Annotated in this window: 12 protein-coding genes; 8 read left to right on the top strand and 4 right to left on the bottom strand. The window is 62.3% G+C overall.

Annotated elements, in window-relative coordinates:
* Positions 1-945 carry an NAD-dependent epimerase/dehydratase family protein gene (locus ACR9Y2_RS03640; RefSeq protein WP_435039693.1) on the bottom strand — a complete coding sequence of 315 codons (945 nt, stop codon included), beginning with the start codon at positions 943-945 and terminating at the stop codon, positions 1-3.
* 148 nt (positions 946-1093) lie between these two features.
* Here ACR9Y2_RS03640 and ACR9Y2_RS03635 point away from each other — a divergent pair, with 148 nt between their 5' ends.
* The 6 genes from ACR9Y2_RS03635 to ACR9Y2_RS03610 all read left to right on the top strand — a co-directional run bounded on the left by ACR9Y2_RS03635 (position 1094) and on the right by ACR9Y2_RS03610 (position 12420).
* Positions 1094-3154, top strand: a complete 2061-nt coding sequence (locus ACR9Y2_RS03635; RefSeq protein WP_435039691.1) for a glycosyltransferase — start codon at positions 1094-1096, stop codon at positions 3152-3154.
* Entirely contained in the window at positions 3151-4257 is a 1107-nt protein-coding gene (locus tag ACR9Y2_RS03630) for a glycosyltransferase (protein ID WP_435039690.1), read from the top strand. The genes ACR9Y2_RS03635 and ACR9Y2_RS03630 overlap by 4 nt, the downstream gene beginning before the upstream one ends.
* A gap of 21 nt (positions 4258-4278) precedes the next feature.
* Entirely contained in the window at positions 4279-5220 is a 942-nt protein-coding gene (locus tag ACR9Y2_RS03625) for an NAD-dependent epimerase/dehydratase family protein (RefSeq protein WP_435039689.1), read from the top strand.
* A 77-nt stretch (positions 5221-5297) separates the two neighbouring features.
* Positions 5298-6062: an ABC transporter permease gene (locus ACR9Y2_RS03620; protein WP_435039688.1), complete on the top strand. Its 765-nt coding sequence runs from the start codon at positions 5298-5300 to the stop codon at positions 6060-6062.
* Between the two features lie 56 nt (positions 6063-6118).
* On the top strand, positions 6119-8023 hold the full coding sequence (locus ACR9Y2_RS03615) for an ATP-binding cassette domain-containing protein (RefSeq protein ID WP_435039687.1): 1905 nt from the start codon (positions 6119-6121) through the stop codon (positions 8021-8023).
* Positions 8024-8274: 251 nt separating this feature from the next.
* Positions 8275-12420, top strand: coding sequence for an RCC1 repeat-containing protein (locus ACR9Y2_RS03610; RefSeq protein ID WP_435039686.1), 4146 nt, complete (start codon positions 8275-8277; stop codon positions 12418-12420).
* A 94-nt stretch (positions 12421-12514) separates the two neighbouring features.
* On the opposite strand, the gene ACR9Y2_RS03605 is transcribed toward ACR9Y2_RS03610, so the two are convergent.
* The gene (locus ACR9Y2_RS03605) at positions 12515-16819 is read right to left on the bottom strand and encodes a M12 family metallopeptidase (RefSeq protein ID WP_435039685.1); all 4305 of its coding nucleotides are present in this window, start codon (positions 16817-16819) and stop codon (positions 12515-12517) included.
* 327 nt (positions 16820-17146) lie between these two features.
* Between ACR9Y2_RS03605 and ACR9Y2_RS03600 the strand changes: the two genes are divergently transcribed.
* Positions 17147-18472, top strand: a complete 1326-nt coding sequence (locus ACR9Y2_RS03600; RefSeq protein ID WP_435039684.1) for a glycosyltransferase — start codon at positions 17147-17149, stop codon at positions 18470-18472.
* Between the two features lie 101 nt (positions 18473-18573).
* Here the strand turns inward: ACR9Y2_RS03600 and ACR9Y2_RS03595 are convergent, their stop codons facing one another.
* Entirely contained in the window at positions 18574-18912 is a 339-nt protein-coding gene (locus ACR9Y2_RS03595) for a tetratricopeptide repeat protein (protein ID WP_435039683.1), read from the bottom strand.
* Positions 18913-19250: 338 nt separating this feature from the next.
* Between ACR9Y2_RS03595 and ACR9Y2_RS03590 the strand changes: the two genes are divergently transcribed.
* A complete protein-coding gene (locus ACR9Y2_RS03590) occupies positions 19251-19433 on the top strand; it encodes a hypothetical protein (RefSeq protein ID WP_435039682.1) in 183 nt (60 codons plus the stop codon).
* Positions 19434-19460: 27 nt separating this feature from the next.
* Here ACR9Y2_RS03590 and ACR9Y2_RS03585 read toward each other — a convergent pair whose 3' ends face one another.
* The gene (locus ACR9Y2_RS03585; RefSeq protein WP_435039681.1) at positions 19461-20858 is read right to left on the bottom strand and encodes an outer membrane protein; all 1398 of its coding nucleotides are present in this window, start codon (positions 20856-20858) and stop codon (positions 19461-19463) included.
* Positions 20859-20895 lie beyond the last annotated feature (37 nt).

The following is a 20895-nucleotide window of genomic DNA, read 5'->3' as shown; positions in this document are numbered from 1 at the left end:
TCATAGGCGTATACCGTCCGTCCCGGCGCCGCTATGCTCGCGGTACCAGGCAATCGTTCGCTGCAAGCCCTCATCCAAGGGTGTCGGGCAATCCAGCCCGAGTGACCGCATCCGGCTGACATCAAAGACCTTCACCATCTGGCCGTCGGGCTTCGTCGAGTCCCATTCCAGGCTCCCGGCGAAATCGGACAACTGGCAGACAGACTCGGTCAGGGTGCGAATCGGCGTGGCTACGCCCGAGGACAGATTCACCGGTTGGCTGGAATCGTAGTTCTCGATAAACCAGGGGATCAGCTTGGCTACGTCACCGGCGTAGACGAAATCCCTCACCGGTTTGCCTGAGCCCCATGCGACGATCTTCTCCGCACCGGCTTCGCGAGCCTCATGGACGCGCCGCACCAGCGCCGGCACGACATGCGACTCGTGCTGGCGGAAGTTGTCGTACTCGCCGTACATGTTGCCTGGAATCAGCGGGATGGAGTTCAGCCCGTATTGCTTCCGGTACGATTCGCTGGCCACCACGCCCATCATTTTGGCTGTAGAGTAAGGCGCGCTCTCCGGCTGGGGGTAGCCTTGCCAGAGCTGATCCTCGGCGATGGGGGAAGCGGCTTTGGCCGGATAGCTGCAGCCCCCAAATGGGTAAATGAGCTTCTTGACGCCGGTCATGGCGGCCTGTTGGAAGACGAGGGCGGTGATCAGGGTGTTGCGGTAATAGAAGTCTGCCGGAAAGGCCCGGTTGGCTCCAATCCCGCCGACATACCCGGCAAGATGCACGAGAACATCCGGATTGTGCCGCCGGAACATGGTTTCCACACTCGCTGGATCAGTGAGATCAAAGCAGGAATGTGTTGTCCCTATGATCTCCACTCCGGTAAAATGAGCACGAAGCGCAGGCATCGTGTGCCGGCCGAGGAATCCTGCACTGCCTGTGACAAGTATTCGCATAGGGCTGTGCCGCCACGGAGGGCGGTGGGTAGCAACAGCTAATTATGATATCATGGACCTCCTTCTCCCGCTGCACTGCGAGCATGGCGGCTGCTCGAGTAGTGTTAAATTGAAAAGGTAAAATATCAGTTCAATGCCAAGATTCATATTGATAGACCAATCAATTGTCGATATCGGCGGTCATCATTATGAATACGCGCAGCACGTCCTGTCCGCGGCGCAGGCCGCCGGGCACACGCCTGTATTGGCCGCCCACCGGCAGTTCAAGTCCACTGAAGCTCCGTGGAAGGTGTTTCCTGCCTATCGGCTAGGGTTCTGGAAGCGGATGTCGAAGGCGACATTGGGCGAGCGTTTGGCAAATGCCTACACCGCGCTCTACCATCACTTTTTTGTTCTCAAGACACGCCTGTTTTTCTCTCAATTGGGATTTCTTTGGGTGGTGAGGAACAGCGCAATTGAGTACCTGAGATGGCATCCGTTTGATTCGGCATTTAAAATAGGATATGCGGCCGCGCTGGCGGTTATTTTTCTGCCGATTCGAGCGGTTTTTCGGATCCTGGCCGCCATCATCCCCTTTCGTAACTTCTTCCACCAGATTTGGGATGCCGCCTGGACCAGCGTCCGTGGGGCGCTCGGCTTGCTGTTCGAATCGCTCTCCAGTGGAGGCACCCTTCAGGAATGGCGCTTTCAGCGTCGCAAGGCACGCCTGTTCGCCGCCGACACCCTGGAACTGCTTCGGGCCCTCAAGCCGGAAGCCGGGGATCTCATCTTCATTCCCACTCTCGGCATCCCGGAAATGATTGGATTGATTGAGGTTTGGGAGAAGTACCCACAGGCGCTCAACGCCAGCTACCACCTCCTGTTCCGCCGCAACCTCTACGATGGGCGTGAATGGCAATATCCGAATCAGGACGCGCTGCTCACCCCGCTCCGCAACGCCTATCTCTCGTTCCGCAGCCGCGCCTCCGCCGCCCGCGTCTTCTTCTATACGGACACCGAGGAGCTGACGAAGCAGCACGAACGGGTGTCTTCTCTCCCGTTCCATACCTGTCCGATCCCCCACACGGAATCGCCATCTGTGCGCGTGGCGACACCCACCCGGCCCTTACAGCTCGTCTATTTGGGTGATGCTCGCGCAGAAAAGGGCTACCACTTTTTCCCGGCGCTGGTGGAAGATTTGCGACGCGATTTTCTCGCAACGGGCCGCGTCGAATTTAAGATTCAGTCTAATTACAATATTCCCAAAGGCGAATCGGAGGCCGTCGTGGCGCGCTGCCTGTTGCAGAGCATCGGCGGCGACGGCGTAACGCTGTTCCTGGAGCCGCTGCCCTCTGAGCAATACCGCGCCGTCCTGCGGGAAGCCGACCTGCTGATCCTGCCTTACGACCGTGACAATTACTACGCCCGCAGTTCCGGGGTGCTGATTGAGGCGCTCACCGCCGGCATCCCGGTCGTGGCCCCCGCCGCCTCCTGGTTGGGCCGCCAGTTTGCCGAGGGTGTGTACGCCTACCGCAACCAACTGCTGGAGAAACTCGGCGAAGACGTCGTGCCCATCCGCCGCCATCAACTCTGGCAGCAGACCGGGAGCGGCAAATCCTGGTACCTGGGCGCCAGCAAGGAAATCAGCTTCGGCGGTGAAGACCGCGCGGCGCAGGCCTGGATCAGTGTACCGGCCGATGCGGCGTACCTTTGGGTCAGGATGACACTGGAAGGGACCGAGGAAGGGCATGCGGTGCTGGTCAGCACGACCGGCGTCGACCGGGCCGGCCGCAAATGCGAAGAGGGCTCGGACATTCTTTCCCCCGGCTACAACAGCGCGCAGGTCGTGGGCCTCGTGCCGGTGGGACCGGAAACCACCAAAGTGCTGCTGAACCTGCGGCACGCCTTCGCGGATGTGGAACTCACCGGGACCGCGTTCGAAGCGGGGTTCATCCTGCAGGATCCGGGCGCCCCGCCGCTGCCTTTGAGTGCGATCGGCGTCAACTATACCCATGTCGACAAGCTGTCCGAAGCCGTTCGTGAAGTACTCGCTCATTACGACCACTATCGGAATACGGCCATGGACAACGCGCCTGCCGCCTATGATTTCCACAATGCCGGCCGGCTCGTCTCGATGTTGAGTACCATGGCCGAGGCCCCGGTTGAGCCTCCGCAGCCGAGCCTGGATCAGCGAGCTGCCAGGAATGCGGCCGCGCGGGTGACCGCATGACGTCGACCGGCGGCATCGTCCAGGTCTCCGATATCAGCGTCGGCTCAGGCAACTTCGACTCGTTGTCGCTGCTGCGCTCGCTCGTCGATCTGTACGGCATTCCGGCCACGATCCTGGAGCCCGATCAGCAGGACAAGGCGATCTCCCAGTTGGAAGGCGGCCTGGAAGTGGAGCGCATCCCCACCTCCACACACTTCCGCAGCACCACCGGCCGCATCGAATTCGTGTCCATGGTGGCCGCCCGCATCAATCAGCTCAAGCCGCGCATCCTGATCATCCGCTGCTCGTGGAACATCCCTGTTTTGTTCCGCTTGGCGAAGAAGCCGCCGCTGGTCATCTACCATGCGACAGAGTCCACCACTTACTACGGCAACTTCGATCCCGAGTTCAACCGGCACGCCCGGCAGTGGATCGACGTGGTGGTCTTTCCCGAGGAGAATCGCGCCGCGATCGACATCCGCCGCTGCGGGTTCGAGGAGATCCCCGTCGCCCTGGCCTACAACTCGCCCACCCGGCTGGCCGACATGGAGGAGCCTATCCCCCCGGTGGACCGCAATGGCCGCATCTACTATTCCGGAGCACTCGACGTCAACGCCACGTTCGTCGACTATTACGGGGATTCCCGGATGCAGGTGTTCCCCATCGACATCTACGGTTACATCGGCGGATCGGACCCGGAACGGACCCGGAAAGTGCTCGTGAACGCCGGCGGCCAGATTCGCTATAAGGGCTTCGTCGATACGAAGTATCTGGAAGCCGCCCGGCCGAATTACGCTTACAGCCTGACGATCTGGAAGACCTCCAACGAGAATCAGACCTACGCCTGTCCGTGCAAGTTCTTTGAATCCATCGCCTCCGGGGTTCCTCCCATCACCGCTCCGCACCCACAGCCGAAGCAGATTGTGGAACGCTACAAGTGCGGCATCGTCATGAAGGGCTGGGGCTTCCACGACATGCTGGATGCGTTTACGCGGGCCATGCAACTCTATGGCACGCCGGAATATGACGAGATGGTCGGGAACTGCAATATCGCAATGAAAGAAGAGTTGAACTGGGATCGGCAATTCGAGCGCGTGCGCAGGCTGCTGCCCGCCTCGATCTAGCCGCCCGGATGACATCCAACCATGGCTCAAGCAAAAGTACTCATCACTGGCGGCGCGGGCTACATCGGCTCCGTTTTGACGCCGCAGCTTCTAAATGCCGGTTTCGCTGTCACGGTGCTCGACAGCTTCCTCTACGGCCAGCCCACTCTCCTGGAGAACTGCTGGCACCCCGATTTCCAGATCATCCGCGGCGATTGCCGGGATGAGCGTGTGCTGCGCGATGCAATCGGTTCGGCCGACATCATCATCGCCCTGGCTGCCCTGGTAGGCGCGCCAGTGTGCGATGCCGACCGCATTGCGGCCAGAACCACCAACCTGGAAGGCATCCAGTCCCTGCTGAAACTGCGCTCGAAACAGCAGTGGATCCTTTATCCCTGCACCAATAGCGGTTACGGGGTCGGCGAAGCCTCCAACTACTGCACCGAAGAGTCTCCGCTCAAGCCGATCTCCCAATATGCGCGAGATAAGGTGGAAGCCGAACGGCAGGTGCTGGACGCGGGCAACGGCGTTTCGCTCCGTCTGGCGACCGTGTTCGGGGTCTCCCCCCGCATGCGCATCGACCTGCTGGTGAACGACTTCGTCCACCGCGCCGTGACCGATCGCTCGCTGGTCATCTTCGAAGGCCATTTCAAGCGGAACTATATCCATATCCGCGATGTGGCGCGCGCCTTCCAGCATGTGATGGCGCGGTTCGACTCCATGAAAGAGCAGCCCTACAATGTCGGCCTCAGCGACGCCAACCTCTCTAAGCTGGAGCTCTGTGCCGAGATCAAAAAGCTGATCCCGGGCTTCTCTTACCTCGAAGCCCCCATTGGCGAAGATCCGGACAAGCGCGACTACATCGTCTCCAATGCGAAGATTGAAGCCACGGGCTTTCAACCGGCGGTTTCCCTGCCCGATGGCATCAACGAATTGAAGAAGGCCTTCACCATCCTGAGAGCCCGGAGATATTCCAATGTCTAGTCCCGCCATGCCGCGGCGTTGCCGGGCTCGGCGCGCTGGCCCGCCGGCCGCAACATCGGGCGGGTTCTAGCTACCTTATGTGGCGAGGCGACCTGCTCTATCTCGTCCGGAACCTGGTCCTCAAGGACTTCAAGGTCAGGTATCGCAATATGTCCCTGGGCATGTTGTGGTCCCTGTTGAATCCATTGGTGATGATGGGCATTCTCACCTTTGTTTTCACCATGATCTTTCCCAACAAGACCGTCGATCACTTCGCGGTCTTCGTGCTGACCGGCATGGTGCCGTATAACTTCTTCAGTCTCGCCTGGGCGACTTCCAGCGCTTCCATCGTCGAGAGCGCGGATTTCATCAAGCGTGTTAACGTCCCGCGGGAGATGATCCCCCTGACGGCCGTGCTCTCCACGGCACTGAACATGGCCGCCCAGGTGGCCCTACTGTTTGCCCTGGTTCTCTTCTTCGGCTACGGGGTCAACCGCTACTGGCTGCTGCTGCCCGTGGTCTGGGGTCTCGAGATCGCCTTCGTCTGCGGGTTGGGCCTCATCACGGGCACCCTCGCTGTCTTCATCCGGGATACACGTTATGTGGTGGAATCGGTGAACCTGGTGATGTTCTGGCTGGTCCCCATCTTCTATCCGTTCAGCGCGATTCCGCCGCAGTTTCAGGAATACTATCAACTGAATCCGGTGGCGGCGCTGGTGCTCGCCTCCCGCAACATACTTTTGGAAGGGGTTCCCCCGTCCGGCGTACTGCTGACGAAGCTCGCGCTGGTTTCTTTCGGTACACTGGCCGTCGGGTCACTGACCTTTCGGCACTGGAAACGCCAGTTCTACGATTACCTCTAACCGCCGTGGCTACTTCACCCATTGTCACTGTCCGCAACGTCTCCAAGAGCTTTATCATGCACAAGCCCAGGAGGCTGCTGCGCAGTCATCTTAAAGAGATGATGACGCGTCACCGGGCAGAGCGCTTTCAGGCCCTGCGCGACGTCTCGTTCGAGGTCGGCCGCGGCGAGAGTGTCGCCATCATCGGCCGCAATGGAGCAGGCAAGAGCACCCTGCTCGGCCTGGTGGCAGGGCTGGTGGATCCCGATTCCGGGCAGATTATTGTGAACGGCCGCGGCGCGGCCCTGCTGCAGCTCGGCTCCGGGTTCCACTCGGACCTGACCGGGATTGAGAACGTTCACCTGAATGCCTCCGTCCTCGGTGTCTCCCGCCAGCGCACCGAAGAACTCATGGACGAGATTATTGAGTTCTCCGGCATCGGCGAGTTCGTGCATGAGCCTGTCCGGTCCTACTCCTCCGGCATGGTGATGCGGCTCGCCTTCTCGGTCGCGGTCTGCGTCGATCCGGACTTCCTCATCATCGACGAGGTCCTGGCGGTGGGCGATCGCGCCTTCCAGGATAAGTGCGTCGAGCGCATCTACGAGCTCCACAAAGCAGGCAAGACCATCCTGTGTGTCTCCCACGCCGCAGCCACGGTGAGGGAGCTTTGCCAGCGGGCCATCTGGCTGGAAGAGGGCGTGCTGCGCATGGATGGGCCCATCGACGAGGTCATTGCGGCCTACGAGTCCGGCTTGAACCTGCGGGCCGTTCACCTGAACGAACCCGAAGCCGGCCCCGAATCTGATCCGCCGGAACCGCCACTGGAAGAGCCCGGTGGGGACGAACCCGCACCTGTCGAGGAACCGGAACCGGAGCCGCCGCCCGTCGATGACCCTGAACCGGAGCCTCCCCCTGTTCAGGATCCGGAACCGGAGCCCGCCGCCGAAGCCGCCATGGTCGAGGCCGAACCAGCGGAGGCGTCCGGTGCGCCCGCGGAAGCACTGGCGGAGAGCGAAACCCCTGCCGTGGAGGAACCTGTCGCAGGGGAAGACGTCCCGTGGGTGCCCCCGGGTCCCCCCTGTGAAGAAGAGCTGGCCTATATCAAAGCCCTGGTGTTGGAGCATTACTGCTACGTCGATTACCAGAATCGTACGCTGATGCCGCAAACCCATGCCCCGGCGCTGATCGTTCCAATCGATTACGAAGGCGTCGTACCCAGGGAAAAAGGCCGTGAACCGTATGCCGCGGTGACTACCCTGCTGGAGGCCAGGTCCTGGGCGTATGAGGAGCTTCACGCCCGCCTTAAGCCCCACCTGGACCTGACAGATGTCGCCGACGAACTGGCCGATCCGGCTGATGCGGTCTCCCCGTTCTGGAAGAACATCTTCTATACGGGGATGGACGCGCGGGCCGCTTATGCCCTGGTGCGCACCTATGCGCCGGGCCGCATCGTCGAGATTGGCAGCGGCAACAGTACCCGGTTCCTCAGAAAGGCCATCCGCGACGGGAAGCTCGGCACCCGTATCACCTGCATCGACCCCTCGCCGCGGTTGTCCATCAATGCGGTCGCCGACGAGGTGCGCGAGGAGAGCCTGATCGCGACGCCCCTGGACTATTTTGCCGGCCTGCAGCCCGGCGATTTCGTCTTCTTTGACGGCAGCCATATCTGCTTCCACGACTCCGATGTGACGCATTTCTTCCTGCGTGTGATGCCGGTTCTGCCCAAGGGTGTTTTGGTGCATGTTCACGACATTTATCTGCCCGAGGAGTACCCCGAGCATTTCGATATTCGCTACTACAATGAGCAGTACATGCTCGCTGCATTTTTGCTCGGAAACTCCAACTGGAAGCCATTTTTGCCGATCCATTTCCTACACAACCGGGGCGTGCTGAATGCCGATGGTTGCGCCTTCTGGCTGATGAACGGATTTCTGCCGGATCCTGAGCCAGTGCGGCGCCGTTCCCGGACCCGTCCCCGCTGAAGCTTTTATTCGCCATTTCGTCGGAGTCAGCGGCCGGTGATTGTGATTTCAGGCCGGTCGTTCGGCGTTCGGCCATCTTTCGGTTGGCCGGAATTCATACACTATTGTGGGGCTGGCGAAGGTGTCTGCACTGGTAAGGCCGTCAATTGACAGGCCCGGGTACAGCGATTAACCTTATACTGATCGCCTGGGGAGAGGTGTACCTCCTGCCAGAGTGATCCTCGAGTGTGCGGGGCGGAGGAGACGTGAGTTTGATCAAACAAAAACTACAACTATTCAGGGGTTTACCCATCGGTGGAGGCATTGCGGCTACAGCTCTGGCGCTGACAGCAATCATGGCGCCGGCGTGGGGTGCGGAGCGGATCCAGATTCTTCAGGAAAACACGGGGCAGAACGCCCAGTACTCCTTCAGATCAATCGGTTCAGTGGCTGGGGCGCGGAACCTCGCGCTGCCTGAAACGGGTGGCCATATTCTGGTCCGGACGGTGGAGGGCGCCGTCTGGTCCTGGGGCAACAACTCACAGGGGCAATTGGGTACAGGAGATATCCAGGCTCGTGCCGGCTGGGCGCATGTTCAGGGTCTTGGTGCGGTAACGGCCATAGCCGCGGGTGCACAACACTCCCTCGCGCTGCAGGCCGATGGCACGGTTTGGGCTTGGGGTGCGAACTCGGAAGGGCAGCTCGGCAGTGGCACTCTCGCCAGCCGCGCCCTGCCAGGCGTCGTACCCGGGCTGCGGGATGTCACGATGATCGCCGCCGGCCAGTTGTTCTCCGTCGCACTGCGCGCGGATGGCACGGTTTGGGCGTTTGGTTCGAATTGGAACGGACTCATTCCCGGTGAGTCGCGCAAGCTGATCGCCGCGCCGATGCAGGTGCGTGGCCTGTCCGGCATCGAAGCCGTGGCCGTCTATGGCAATCTCGGCTACGCTCGCGACGCTCAGGGACAGATCTGGGTTTGGGGCAACGACGGCAGGTCCGAATCGGCCGCCGCCCGGCTCCTCACCGGAGACCAGTTGACGCAGAAGGCCGCCGACCTCAAGCGCCGGTTCCAGGAACAGGAACCCGGCCCGCTGGTGGACGCAAAATGGCTGGGCAATTCGCTCACCGCCCGTTCCGTCACAGCGGTGGACAGCACCCTGACTTTAGTTCAGGACGGCGACCGCAGCGAATATCAGTTTGATGGCGTCGTGCTCGATGCCCAGGCCGGCTGGGCCGTGGCCGTGATTTCGGCCGAACCCGCCACCATCGCCGCCCAGAACGCGACCGCCGCCTCCCTGAAGGCTGCCCGCGCCCAGGGGGCGAATAGCCTCTTCTCCGCCGGCCTATCTGCCTCCAGCGGTCTACTCAAAGCGGCCGGCTCCGCTGCGGGTACCCTCGACGCATATCTCAATCACAGCATCTCGCTCAAGGCAGACGGCACCGTCAGTGCCTGGGGCGAAAACCAATATGGGCAGGGCGGCAACGGTTCCGTCGTCGACAGCAACAACCCTGTCTGCGTCCAGATCACTGGTGTCGTGGCCGTCAGCACGGGCGGCAATCACTCAATGGCCGTCAGAAACGACCTCACAGTTTGGACTTGGGGTGACGATAGCTTCGGTCAGTTGGGCAATGGCGTGCAGGTGAATTCCAACCGCACCATCCCCATCATGGTGCCCGGGCTCACCGGGATTGTCGCCGTCTCCGGCGGCAAGTTCCACTCCCTCGCATTGAAGAATGATGGCACCGTCTGGGCCTGGGGCGATAACGCGGCCGGCCAGTTGGGAGATGGCACGACCACCACCCGCCAGAGCCCGGTGCAGGTACCCGGCCTGACCGGTATCACCGCGATCTCCGCCGGTGACAACCACAGCGTGGCCCGCAAGAGCGACGGCACCGTCTACAGCTGGGGGCTCAACTCCAGCGGCCAGTTGGGTGATGGCACTACCACCTCCAGGCTCTCGCCGGTCGTCGTTACCGGTTTGGTCGCGGACTTTGTCGCGGCCGGCACCAACCATACCCTGGCCATCAAGAGCGACGGCTCGGTCTGGACCTTTGGGTTGAACAGTCTCGGCCAGTTGGGGGATGGAACGAAAGTGAACCGTACGGTTCCCGTTCGCGCCGGCACCCTCACCGGTATTGTCGAAGTGGCCGGCGGCGGCTTTCATAGCGTGGCTGTGAAGAGCGACGGCACTGTCTGGACCTGGGGCTATAACATTTTTGGAGCGCTGGGTACGGGCAATCAGACCGAATCTCTCGTTCCCGTGGCGATCAGCGGTATCAATACGGCGGTTGCGGCCGGCGCCGGTGTGTTCCACACCTTGGTTCGGCTCTCCGACGGCACCGTGCTCTCCACCGGCGACAACGAACGTGGTGAACTCGGCCGCGGCAACGCCACGGCGAACTTCGTGACATTTGGAGCAACGGCGGCCGAAACGCCTTGCACCTACCCCGCCCCAACCCCCAGCACCCTGGGACAGCGGTTGACCGCCGGGCAGGATCACACCCTCGTGCTTTTCAACAACGGCACGGTTTGGGGCAGCGGCGGCAACGCCAACGGTGAACTGGGCGATGGTTCCACCACCGATCGGACTGGCCCAGTTCAGGTTTCCGGCCTGACCAATGTCTTGGGTGTCTCCACCGGCGGATCCCACACCCTGGCTGTGCTCAACGACGGCACCGTGCGCAGTTGGGGCCTCAATTCTTCGGGCCAGCTCGGCGATGGCACCACGACCATGCGGCTCATCCCCGTTGTAGTACCCACTCTGGCCAATATCACCCGCATCTCCGCCGGCAAGGCGCACAGCCTGGCCAGAAAGAGTGACGGCACCGTTTGGTCCTGGGGCATCAACACCGATGGTGGCCTCGGCGATGGAACGATTGTCAGCAAATCCTCGCCCCTCCAGGTTCCCAATCTCACCAACGTCGTCAGCGTCTCAGCGGGCGACGGATTCAGCCTGGCTTTAAAAGCGGACGGCACGGTCTGGGCTTGGGGGTTGAATGCCTCCGGCCAGCTCGGCAATGGATCCTTCACCAGGAGCCTGACGCCTGTGCAGGTGGCCGGCCTGACGGGCATCATCGCGATTTCCGCCGGCGGCTCGCACAGCCTGGCGCTTCGCAGCGACGGTACTGTTTGGGCCTGGGGCCTGAACTCCGTGGGCCAGGTTGGTGACGGCACCGGCACGAATCGGCCAACGATCTCGCGCAGCGGCACCTTGACCGGTGTCGTAGCAATCTCCGCGGGCACCACCCACAGTCTTGCTCTCACCACGACGGGCACTGTCTGGGCCTGGGGCGGAAATGCCAGCGGCCAATTGGGTGATTCGACCTTGACCACCCGCTTCTCGCCGACACCCACCATCGGCATGTACGGCGGCCTGGCCATCGCAGCCGGCGGCGCGCATAGCGTCGGCCTCAAGACCGATGGCTTCGTTCGCGCCTGGGGCAGCAATCAATTCGGCCAGTTCGGCATCGCGGCGCCCACCAGCAGCTCGACGGGTGTTGTGGGCCAACTGCAGCCGGGTATCCTGCAGCCGGTCACCACCATGTCGGTAACTCCTGAAACCGGCACCGGCGGCCTCCAGACGTTCAATGGCGTCTACCGCACCGTCAACGGCTACTCCACCCTGCAATGGGTGCAGATGCTGTTCGCTGTCGCCACCGACGGCGGCGGCCAGTCGTTCTGCTTCCTGCACTATGACGTCCAGGGCAACGGGCTCTGGCTCTATGGCGACGGCGGCTTCTTCGTCGGTCCCATCGCGCCGGGCGTCTCGTCGCAAGTCCTGCAGAACACCCTCTGCGCCGTGAACACGCAGTCGTCCACGGTTTCCGGAAACGGCACCACGTTGACGGTCAGCCCCAACGTCATCTTCAAGGCGGCGGGCGCCCGCAACATCTACCTCCGCACCCAGGACCTCAACTTCTATGACACCGGTTGGGTGCAGCAGGGCATCTTCAATACGTCGGCCACACCGCCGGCTACGCCTACGGTGAATCCGAATGCCGGAAGCGGCGCCAGTCAGACATTTGTCCTGACCTACCCCGACCCCCCTGGCTTCTTCGGTTCTCCCTACGGCTGGGTGCAGTTCCTGGTCGCCAATGCCAGCGATGGCGGCGGACAGCCGTTCTGCTTCGTCCACTACGATCGGGCCGGCAACGGCCTGTGGATGTACTCCAGCGACGTCGGCTTCTTCCTCGGGCCCATCACCCCGGGTGTGGCCTCCACCGCCCTCGACAGCACGGCGTGCTCGGTCAATCCGGCCGGCACCACCATCCAGAACAACTCCGGCAACCTGATCGTCACCGTTCCGGTCACGATGAAGCCGCCGATGAGCGGTGCGAAGAAACTCTTCGAACGCACCCTGGATGTCCTGCGGCGCGATACCGGCTGGGTCCAGACCGGTACCTGGACCATTCCATAAACAGTCCAGGCCACGATTAGACGGAAAAGGCCGCCGGCCTCCGGGCTTACCCCGGGCGCCGGCGGCCTTTGTTTTATCGTCCGTCAGCGCCTGTCTATGGCGCCGTCCAGTTGCCCGTCTGCTGCCAGCCGGAATCCCGGTTCAGCACGTCAAGCGTCCTCTGGAACTCTTTGTTCCCGCCCGACATCGGTGCCTTGAACGTAATGGGCACATTCAGTACAAGGTTGCCCGCCTGGTTGCTGACCGTCGTCCCGGCGCTGCTGATCGAACAGGACGAACTGTCCAGCGCATTCGAAGCGACTCCGGGCGTCACGGGCCCCAGGAAGAAGCCCACATCCCCCGAATACATCCATAGACCGTTGCCGGCCCGGTCGTAGTGCACATAACAGAACGGTTGCCCGGCGCCGTCTGGGGCCTTCGCCACCAGGAACTGTGTCCAGCCATACGCGGCTCCGGCAAACCCGGCGGGGTCCGGATAGGTCAGTGTAAACGTCTGCGGGCTGCCCTTGCCTGTGTTCGGTGTGGCCGACATCGTGCCCAGGGTGGCCGCTACCGCGGTCCAGGTCCCCTTCAGGATCCAGCCGGAATCGGCTTGCGCCTTGTTCATCGCCCGCATGTACACGTTCCGCGCCCCGGCCGCTTTGAACACCAGGCTGGCATTCACCGTCAGGTTCTTGCCGGTGCCCGAGGCCGTCGAAGCCGATGTGTTCAGCGCGCACAGCGAGTTCTGCAGCAGATTGGACGAAGTCCCCGGTGCGATGGGCCCCACGAAGAAACCGCCAGCCCCATACAGCCAGAAGGCATTGCCCTGCACGTCGTAATGGACATAGCAGAACGGCTGCCCGCCGCCATCCGGCGCCACCGCCAGCAGCAATTGGACCCACTGCAGGTCCGTGTACGCCTTCGAGGCCGAGTAGACGCCCGTGAACGTCTGCAACGCCCCCGACCCGGAGGCCGGAGCAACGGAGATCATGCTCGGTTCCGTCACAGCGAAGATCTGTGTCACCGGCGTGGCGGCGCTGAAGTTGGCATTGCCCGGCTGGCGGGCCGTGATTGAGCAGTCGCCCGGCGTCAGCAGCGTGACCGTCGAGCCCGACAGCGTGCAAACCGCCAGTGTGTTGGAGGTAAAACTCACCGCCAGCCCGGAACTGGCAGTCGCCGAGATCCCAATCGGCGGCGTGCCAAACGGCTGGCTCGGGATAGTCGTGAACGTGATCACATTCGTCCCCAGGCTATTCGTCAGCGAGAACTGCGCCGCCGGGACCACGCCGCTGACATTCGCGCTCACGACGTACGGTCCACCCGCGACCCCGTTCGCGCTCACTGAGATCGCGGCGATGCCCGCCGCATTGGTCGTAGCCGGATTGGCCGACGTGAAGGCCGCACTCGCGCCGGAGGCCGGTGCTGAGAATGTCACGAGTTTTCCCGGAATGCCCGCTCCGCCTGCGTCCCGCACCGCCGCCTGCAGTTGCTGTCCAAATGCCGTCAGAATCGGTCCGGTCTGCCCGCCGCCGCCCACCGCCGTGATCGTGGCCGGCACCTGGACGATCGTCGTTGGGTCGGACGCCAGTCCGCTGCCCGCACTGCCGCCTGTCACCGAAACCTGGTTCGTCAGCGCGATCGCCGCACTGCTGCTGATGGAAACGTTGGCCAGGATGACTGGGTACGACGCACTGGCCGCCAATGCCGTGCTGGTTGTGCAACTGTTCGCAGTGCACGACCAGCCGCTGCCGCTCAGGCCGGTCAACGTCATGCCCGCCGGCACCGTCTCCGTCACCGTCACCAGCCCGCTGGTAGACGCGCCGCCATTATTCGTCACAGTGATGGAATACTGACCCGTGCCGCCCTGCGTGAAGTTCCCCGTGTGCGTTTTGGTGATCTGCCAGTGCGGCGTGGCCGGATTCACCGTGAACGAGCCCTCCACGAAGACGCTGCAGCCGTTGGCTGCGTTCTGGATCCCAATCGGGAAACCACCCGGAGCCGTCAGGTCCGCGGGGCCCAGTTGCACTTGCACATGCTGCGCGTCCACGAACACCACCGTGCGCAACGACGAATACGAGCCATTCACGAACACCACGCTAGACGGCGTGAATCCCGTCCCCGTGATCGTCACCATCGTGCTGGCCGCGCCCTGCGTCAGGGACGCCGGTGCAAACCCCGTAATCGTCAGTGGAGCCGCCACTGTATTCAGGTTCGCTGTCACCGCAAACTCGTCGTGCACCGTCAGTGACTGCGGATTTGCCGTTGTATTCAACGTCCCTGAAAAGCCGGTGAAGAACCATTGCGCTTTGGGATTCACCTGGAAGTTGACCACGGTTCCATCCAGGTATTTCTGGTCCGCCAGCGGCGGATTCGGGGCGTTTGCCGCACAGAATGGATTCACCAGCGAGTAGCCGCGGTAGGACGGCGTGAACGATGCCACATAGCTCGTGCTGGCGGCCGGAATATTGATACTCTGCGCAGCCGTCGCGCTGCTCGTCCCGCCCAGATTCCAGTTGTTGAACTTGTACGCCACATTCGTCGTCACCGGTGTCTGCAGGTTCGTGACATTCAGCGTGTGCGCCGATCCCGCGGTCCACCCGTCAACCGGCCGGAAGATCTCCGGAATCACGTGCGTGACGCCGTCGACAATCGCCGTCACGGCCGGATTCAGCGGGCTGGTCGGAGGCGCCGGATTCGTGAATGTTGACGAGACTGTATACACTGCGGTTGTCGGCTCCAGGTCCGCCTGGATGTTCCACGGAGACGCCTGGACGATCCATTCGCGTGGATTCGCCCCACGCGGCAGATAGTCGTTGCCGAACCACCCGGCGAAGACCGAACTCGCATTGGGCAGCGCCTGGCCCGTCACCTTCTGGCGCAACAGGTAGTACGAGCCGCCGCTGATCGATTGCGGCAGTGGGTTGAGGCTCAGTGTACCGCCACCCAGCCCCGTGACCCCGTTATGGCCCGGATTGATCTCGTTGTAGCGCTGGAAACTCGCCTGGTAGACCGTGATGGCCGGGCTCGCTACCGGCGATCCCGGACCGCCCGTGCCCGATGTCACCGTGATCTGGTGCGACTGTGCTCCGCCGTCGTTCCAGTTGCCGAAGAAGTACCGCGACCCGTCCGCCGGCGACGTTTTCTGCGAGCCCGCCGGAACGGCGATAGTGTGGACCGATGCCATCGCCCAGGCGAATGTCTGCGGCGCTGTCAGCGCCACTCCATCCACCACAATGGGTAGATTCACCGGGTTTGTTGTGATCGTCACACTCGCCGGCGCGGTGCCGTAGATGCGCTTCACCGTGTCGATGTCACCTGCAGAGAAGGTCGTCGCTTCTCCAATTGGCATGCCCGCTGGGATCGTCTCCAGCACCATCTGGTTGTTCTTGGAGAACCCGGCCGCCCCATAATGCATGATCGAAGCGTAGTCATACAGCCCGACGTTCCGCGCATTCAGCGTCTGGGCGCCGAAGTTCCCAAACAGCAATGGGATATCCAGATTCGCCTGGTTGAAGGTGATGAAACTGGAGAAATCTGGGCGCTGATGCTCGTGGTACAGCCCAATCGAGTGGCCCATCTCATGCAACAGTGTCGCCACGTCGCAATCAATGGAGCCCTGCAGGTCCTGCTGCCCGCCAGTTCGCCCCAGCGTCGCGAAGCACGACCTGCTGTGGTCGGCCGAATTCAGATCGATCGCGACATAGTCTGCCTCCGCCGCACGGGGCACAAACTGAATCAGGCCGGAAAAGATCGTATTGAACTGGCTGATCGCCGTCGTCATGCTGGTCGTGCCGCTCAGGACGACGTAGGGCACTTTGGCCACATGTGTCACCGCATCAACCGGCCAAGTGCCGTTCGAATACAGCACCGACAAACCCAGCCGCTTGCCCTCGGTCGATTTGCCCTGCGGCGGTTCCTGGGCCAACCGGTCCTCTGGCCCCAGCAGGATGTCCCCCTCGACGACAGCCTTCCCGTTCACCAATTCGTAGGTGACCGGCTGGTTCTGCCAGTGACCCACGCGCCGTTCCGCTTCCGGTTCCTCGGGCGCTTGCGACAGCACATGCACATGCACAGACGAGGCGCCCCCTTCCGGATCGACCGCCGCCACATGGATCCCATTCAGGCCGCGGCGCAGTCCCACTGGCCCCACGACGAATTTGTACTCATTGGCACTGCCGGCTACCGCCTCAAACTGCCCCGGCCCGCGCCGGCCAGCCTGGTCCGTCCAGGTCACGCCCGCCAATCCCCTGGGCGCAGTAATCGAGCCCTCCAGCGTAATGCTGCTTCCCGCCGTCTCGACCAGCCCCTGCGCGGGTATGCCCGAGACTCGGATCGATGGCGCCTCCTGCGCACTGGCTGCCATCCAGACGGATGCCAGCAGCCAGGTAATTCTTCCGCTACGAGTGAACAAACTCATCGGGTACTCCTCCAATTACTGCCGGGGCACTCTCGGGCGCGGCGGGTTGCTGCCTATGAATCCGAACTTGCCCACCCTACGGCCAACGTTAGAATTGTACGCTCCAGTCTGGAAGCGGGTGGTGGTTCGCCAACCAGGCCGCTTCAAACCCGGCAGCCTGCCTTTGTCTTAACTACGACAGCTCCAGTAGCCGCTGAGAACCGCAATTGTCAGCCTGCCAGGGAAGGCGATGCCCGCCATCTGCTGCATCGGTGCGAGGGGGGTGCTATCCTGCCATAAGATCGGGTGGGTGGTGATTCAGGAAAGCCCTACCCTCTCCATTGGACGATGCCCAACCACTGGCTCCAAAGCGCCAAGGAGTATGTCCGCCCCTATTACTTAAAATGGTTGTTCTTTCGTCTTCAGTCGCAAAATTGCCCCACTTACTTTAGGGAATGCTGGAGTTACCCCGCCGCTTCACCTGACCCCTTCCACGCCGGCGCCCAGGCTCCGGCAGAAGCCGCCGCGTCCTCCGGCAAGCCTGACATCCTCTTCCTGCCCCTCGCCGATTGGCACACCCGCATCCAGCGCACCCAGCACCTCGCCCTGACCTTCGCTTCCCTGGGCTACCGCTGCTTCTATGTCAATCCGCACCTCGGCCGCGAATTCCCAGCCGTCTTCCCGTTCAGCCCCAAACGAATTCTCACCAATATCGGACCCCGCATTCAGGAACTGCACGTCCACTTACCGCGGGAGCCCGTGTTTCATCACCGGTGCCTCTCCAGTGCCGAAAGCGGGACCCTCACCAGCGCCATCCTTCAATTGCCGTTCTCGCAGACCCAGGGGGCGCCGATCATTATCACCAGCTTCCCTCTATGGGCCGATGTCGCCCATGCCTTGAAGCTCCGCTGGGGCAGCCGCATCGTCTATGATTGCCACGACCTGATGACCGGCTTCGGCAACATTGCACCCGATCTGCTGGAGGCCGAATCCGCCCTGCTCGACTCCGCCGACCTCGTCATCTTCTCGGCACAAGCCCTCTTCGATCATTACCGGCAGTTGCATCCCGGCATCGAGACCCGCTCCATCCTGCTCAGGAACGCCGTCAGTTGCTCGGATTTTGCGCCGGATGACGGCGCAGATCCCGCCAGGCACCCCGCTCAGGCCGGGCACACGCCGACCGTGGGCTACATCGGCTCCCTCAGTTCCTGGTTTGATGTCGAATTGATCCGCTTCGCGGCCGCCGCCCGCCCCGCCTGGCGCTTTGTTCTCATTGGACGCATCGAGAATCCACGCGTCGAATCCCTGCGCAGCCTGCCCAACGTCCACCTGCACGGAGAAGTACCCTATGCCGGCCTGGCGCGGCACCTGGCCACGTTCGACGTGGGCATCATTCCCTTTGTGCGCAATGCCCTGACACTGTCCACGAATCCGATCAAACTGTATGAGTACTTCGCCTGCGGCTTGCCTGTTGTCAGCGCGACCCTGCCGGAAGTAGAACGCTACTCGGACCTTGTGTATCTTGCCGACGATCCGAAGGGTTTTTTGAGGCAGTTGGACATGGCCATGGCCGAAAGTGACTCCACGCTGGCCTGCAGGCGCCACGAGATCGCTGCCGGGGAGAGCTGGCGCGTGCGATGTCAGGACCTGGAGCGCCGCCTGGGTCTGGCCTAGATTGCCTTGCCTGCGCGGGCATACGGGTCGAATTCAATGAGTTGTGGGAGTGCGCAGGATGCCGGTCTGCGTAATCACCGCGCCGCCTGCGACGACATTGTTTAGTACGAGGCTCCGGCCGACATCGCGTGCCGCCGCAGCGTGTGCGCCATGTTCATCTGCAGCATCAGCATGCTCAGGTTGCCGCGCGCGTCCTGGTTGTCCGGTTGGACGGCCAACGCCTGCCGGTAGCAGCGGATCGCCTCCCGCGGATTGCCCAGCGCTTCCATCACCACCCCGAGATCGTTCCACGTGCGGCCCATGTGAGGATTCAGCTCCACCGCGTGCCGCAACGCAATGACGGCATCTTCCAGGCGCTGCGCTTCCAACGCCCTGACCCCAATCCGGTGATAATCCTGCGCGCTCAGCCGGCCCAGAGTGTTCTCGGTTCCATCCGCCATGGTAATTGCTCCTAGATAAACAAATCGGCGGAACACCCGACACACTTCAGGTTGCTGTAAGGTTTTTTCCGGGTTCACCCATTTGAGGTACTACGGAAACTGAGCCTCCACGCCAACCGGCCACGGGCTGCATTTCGACGCCTCTGCCAACACCCCAAAAAAGCGGAACATCGTCCAAGGTTTATGTACCACCACGCGGGATGGTGGCATAATCGAGATGGTCGGAGCCCTTCCGCTTCATGGGTGCGCTTCTCAGAATCCGAGGTCAAAAGGTCTTCCTTCGCCGGGGCTTTTGGCGATGCGCCGACTCCGGGCTGGAAACGGAACTCACCCAGGCCATGGAGCACTGGATCCGTGAAACCGGCGGACCGCCCCTGGGGGCGCGCGATCCCGAATTCGAGGTGGCTCGCGAGATGGTCCGCCGCTACCGCGGCAAGCTCCTCTCGCACGTGCCCACCCGTGGCAAGGAAGCAGCCCGCCTGTTTTTCAACAAGCGTCAACTGCTCCTGTTTCCCGATTGATTCTGGTTCGTCCGATACGGTCCGCGGCTAGAAAGTGAACACCGCGTCACCGGGATGCCACGTTAACCCGAAGCCTGCATACAATTCACGGAATTGGCGGACGCCCGTGATCGTCGTATACCGGTAGCCGCCCTGCGCAGTCGCGCTCACGGAACTGAATAGCTTATAGCTCAATGCCGTTCCGCCTTGCGCCGACTGCGTAACCTTCATGATCCCGACCCGGCCCGACAGCCGGTTGTAGCTGGCGGTGAAGCTCAGGCCGAGCTTCTGGCCCACCTTCCACCCGTAGCCCAGCACAACGCTGTCCCGCAGCGAGGTGAAAACCACTCCATTGCCCGGAGCGACGCCGCGATTGTAGCCGGCGTTAAAGTGGCTGTTCCTGGCGTTGTAGGACAGCAGCACCCGGACGGCCACGGCGTTCGTGCTCACTCGCTGCACCTCCAAAGTCGACCCGACGCCCAACAAAGCTGCCAGGTCCGGAGGCAGGGCCACCGGTCCGACAAAGGTGGAATTCAGCCGGGCAGCGCCACCCTGGGCGGTGATCTGGAGCTGCTGGGTCAGTTTGGTCTGAAAACCCGCCTGCACCGTGTCATAACGGGAGCCGCCGAATAGCCCCACGTAATCGACGTTCGAGTGCATGTAGTTGCCGCCGATCTGCGTGTTCTGCGTGATCTGATAGTTCAGGCCGCCGCCGCCGGTGTAGGCATTCACGCCCGACAGGCCGTTCCCTCGCCGTGCAAAGCCGGCGCCGCCCGTGCCGTTGGCCGACAGGCGTTCGGTGAGCCGGTAAGCGAGGGAAGCGCGCGATGAGGAAAACTTGGTACGCGTGTCCAGGATCTCCGCGTCCACTAGGCCGTTCTGGTTCGGATCCTGAAAACCGCCATTGCCCGAAATATCGCCGCCCAGGAACGAGCCCAGCCCCGCGCCACCGCCCAGGCCGGGTACGCCGGATGCACCAAAAGCAGAACCGATGCCATATCCGCCGTCCGACAGTCCGCCCACCTGGCTCAGCGAAACCTGCCACTGCTGCGTCAACTGCTTGACATAACCGACGTTGCCCACGTGAGTTTGCCGCCACCGCCGGGCAGCGCCGCTCAACGATTGATTGTTATAGCTGCCAGACCCGACATAGCCCGCCTGCACTTCGCTCGTTTGCCAGGCCTTGGAGCCGCCTACACCGCCAGAGAACGTTCCGCCCATGCGGTCCGAATTCGCGAGCCCAATCGACGTGCCCAGCGGGTGCGAGTAGATGCCGTTCACCGAGAGCCACGGGAAGAATCCTACATTCTGCGATTGGAAGCCCGTGCCCGTATCCCCCTGCTGCAGACCGATCGGTTCTCCCCCGAATCCGCCCACGCCCCCGCTCTGTGCCCCCACGGGCAGGCTAGATATGGCCAAAATGCCCAACAGCATTGCCAGCTTCATGATGTCCTCTTCCTCCTGCACAAGGCCGGCCAACGGT

It is taken from the genome of Paludibaculum fermentans, assembly GCF_051172195.1.
Taxonomy (GTDB): domain Bacteria; phylum Acidobacteriota; class Terriglobia; order Bryobacterales; family Bryobacteraceae; genus Paludibaculum; species Paludibaculum fermentans_A.
Note: the sequence above shows the minus strand (reverse complement) of the source record. Positions and strands in the feature narration are given on the sequence as shown.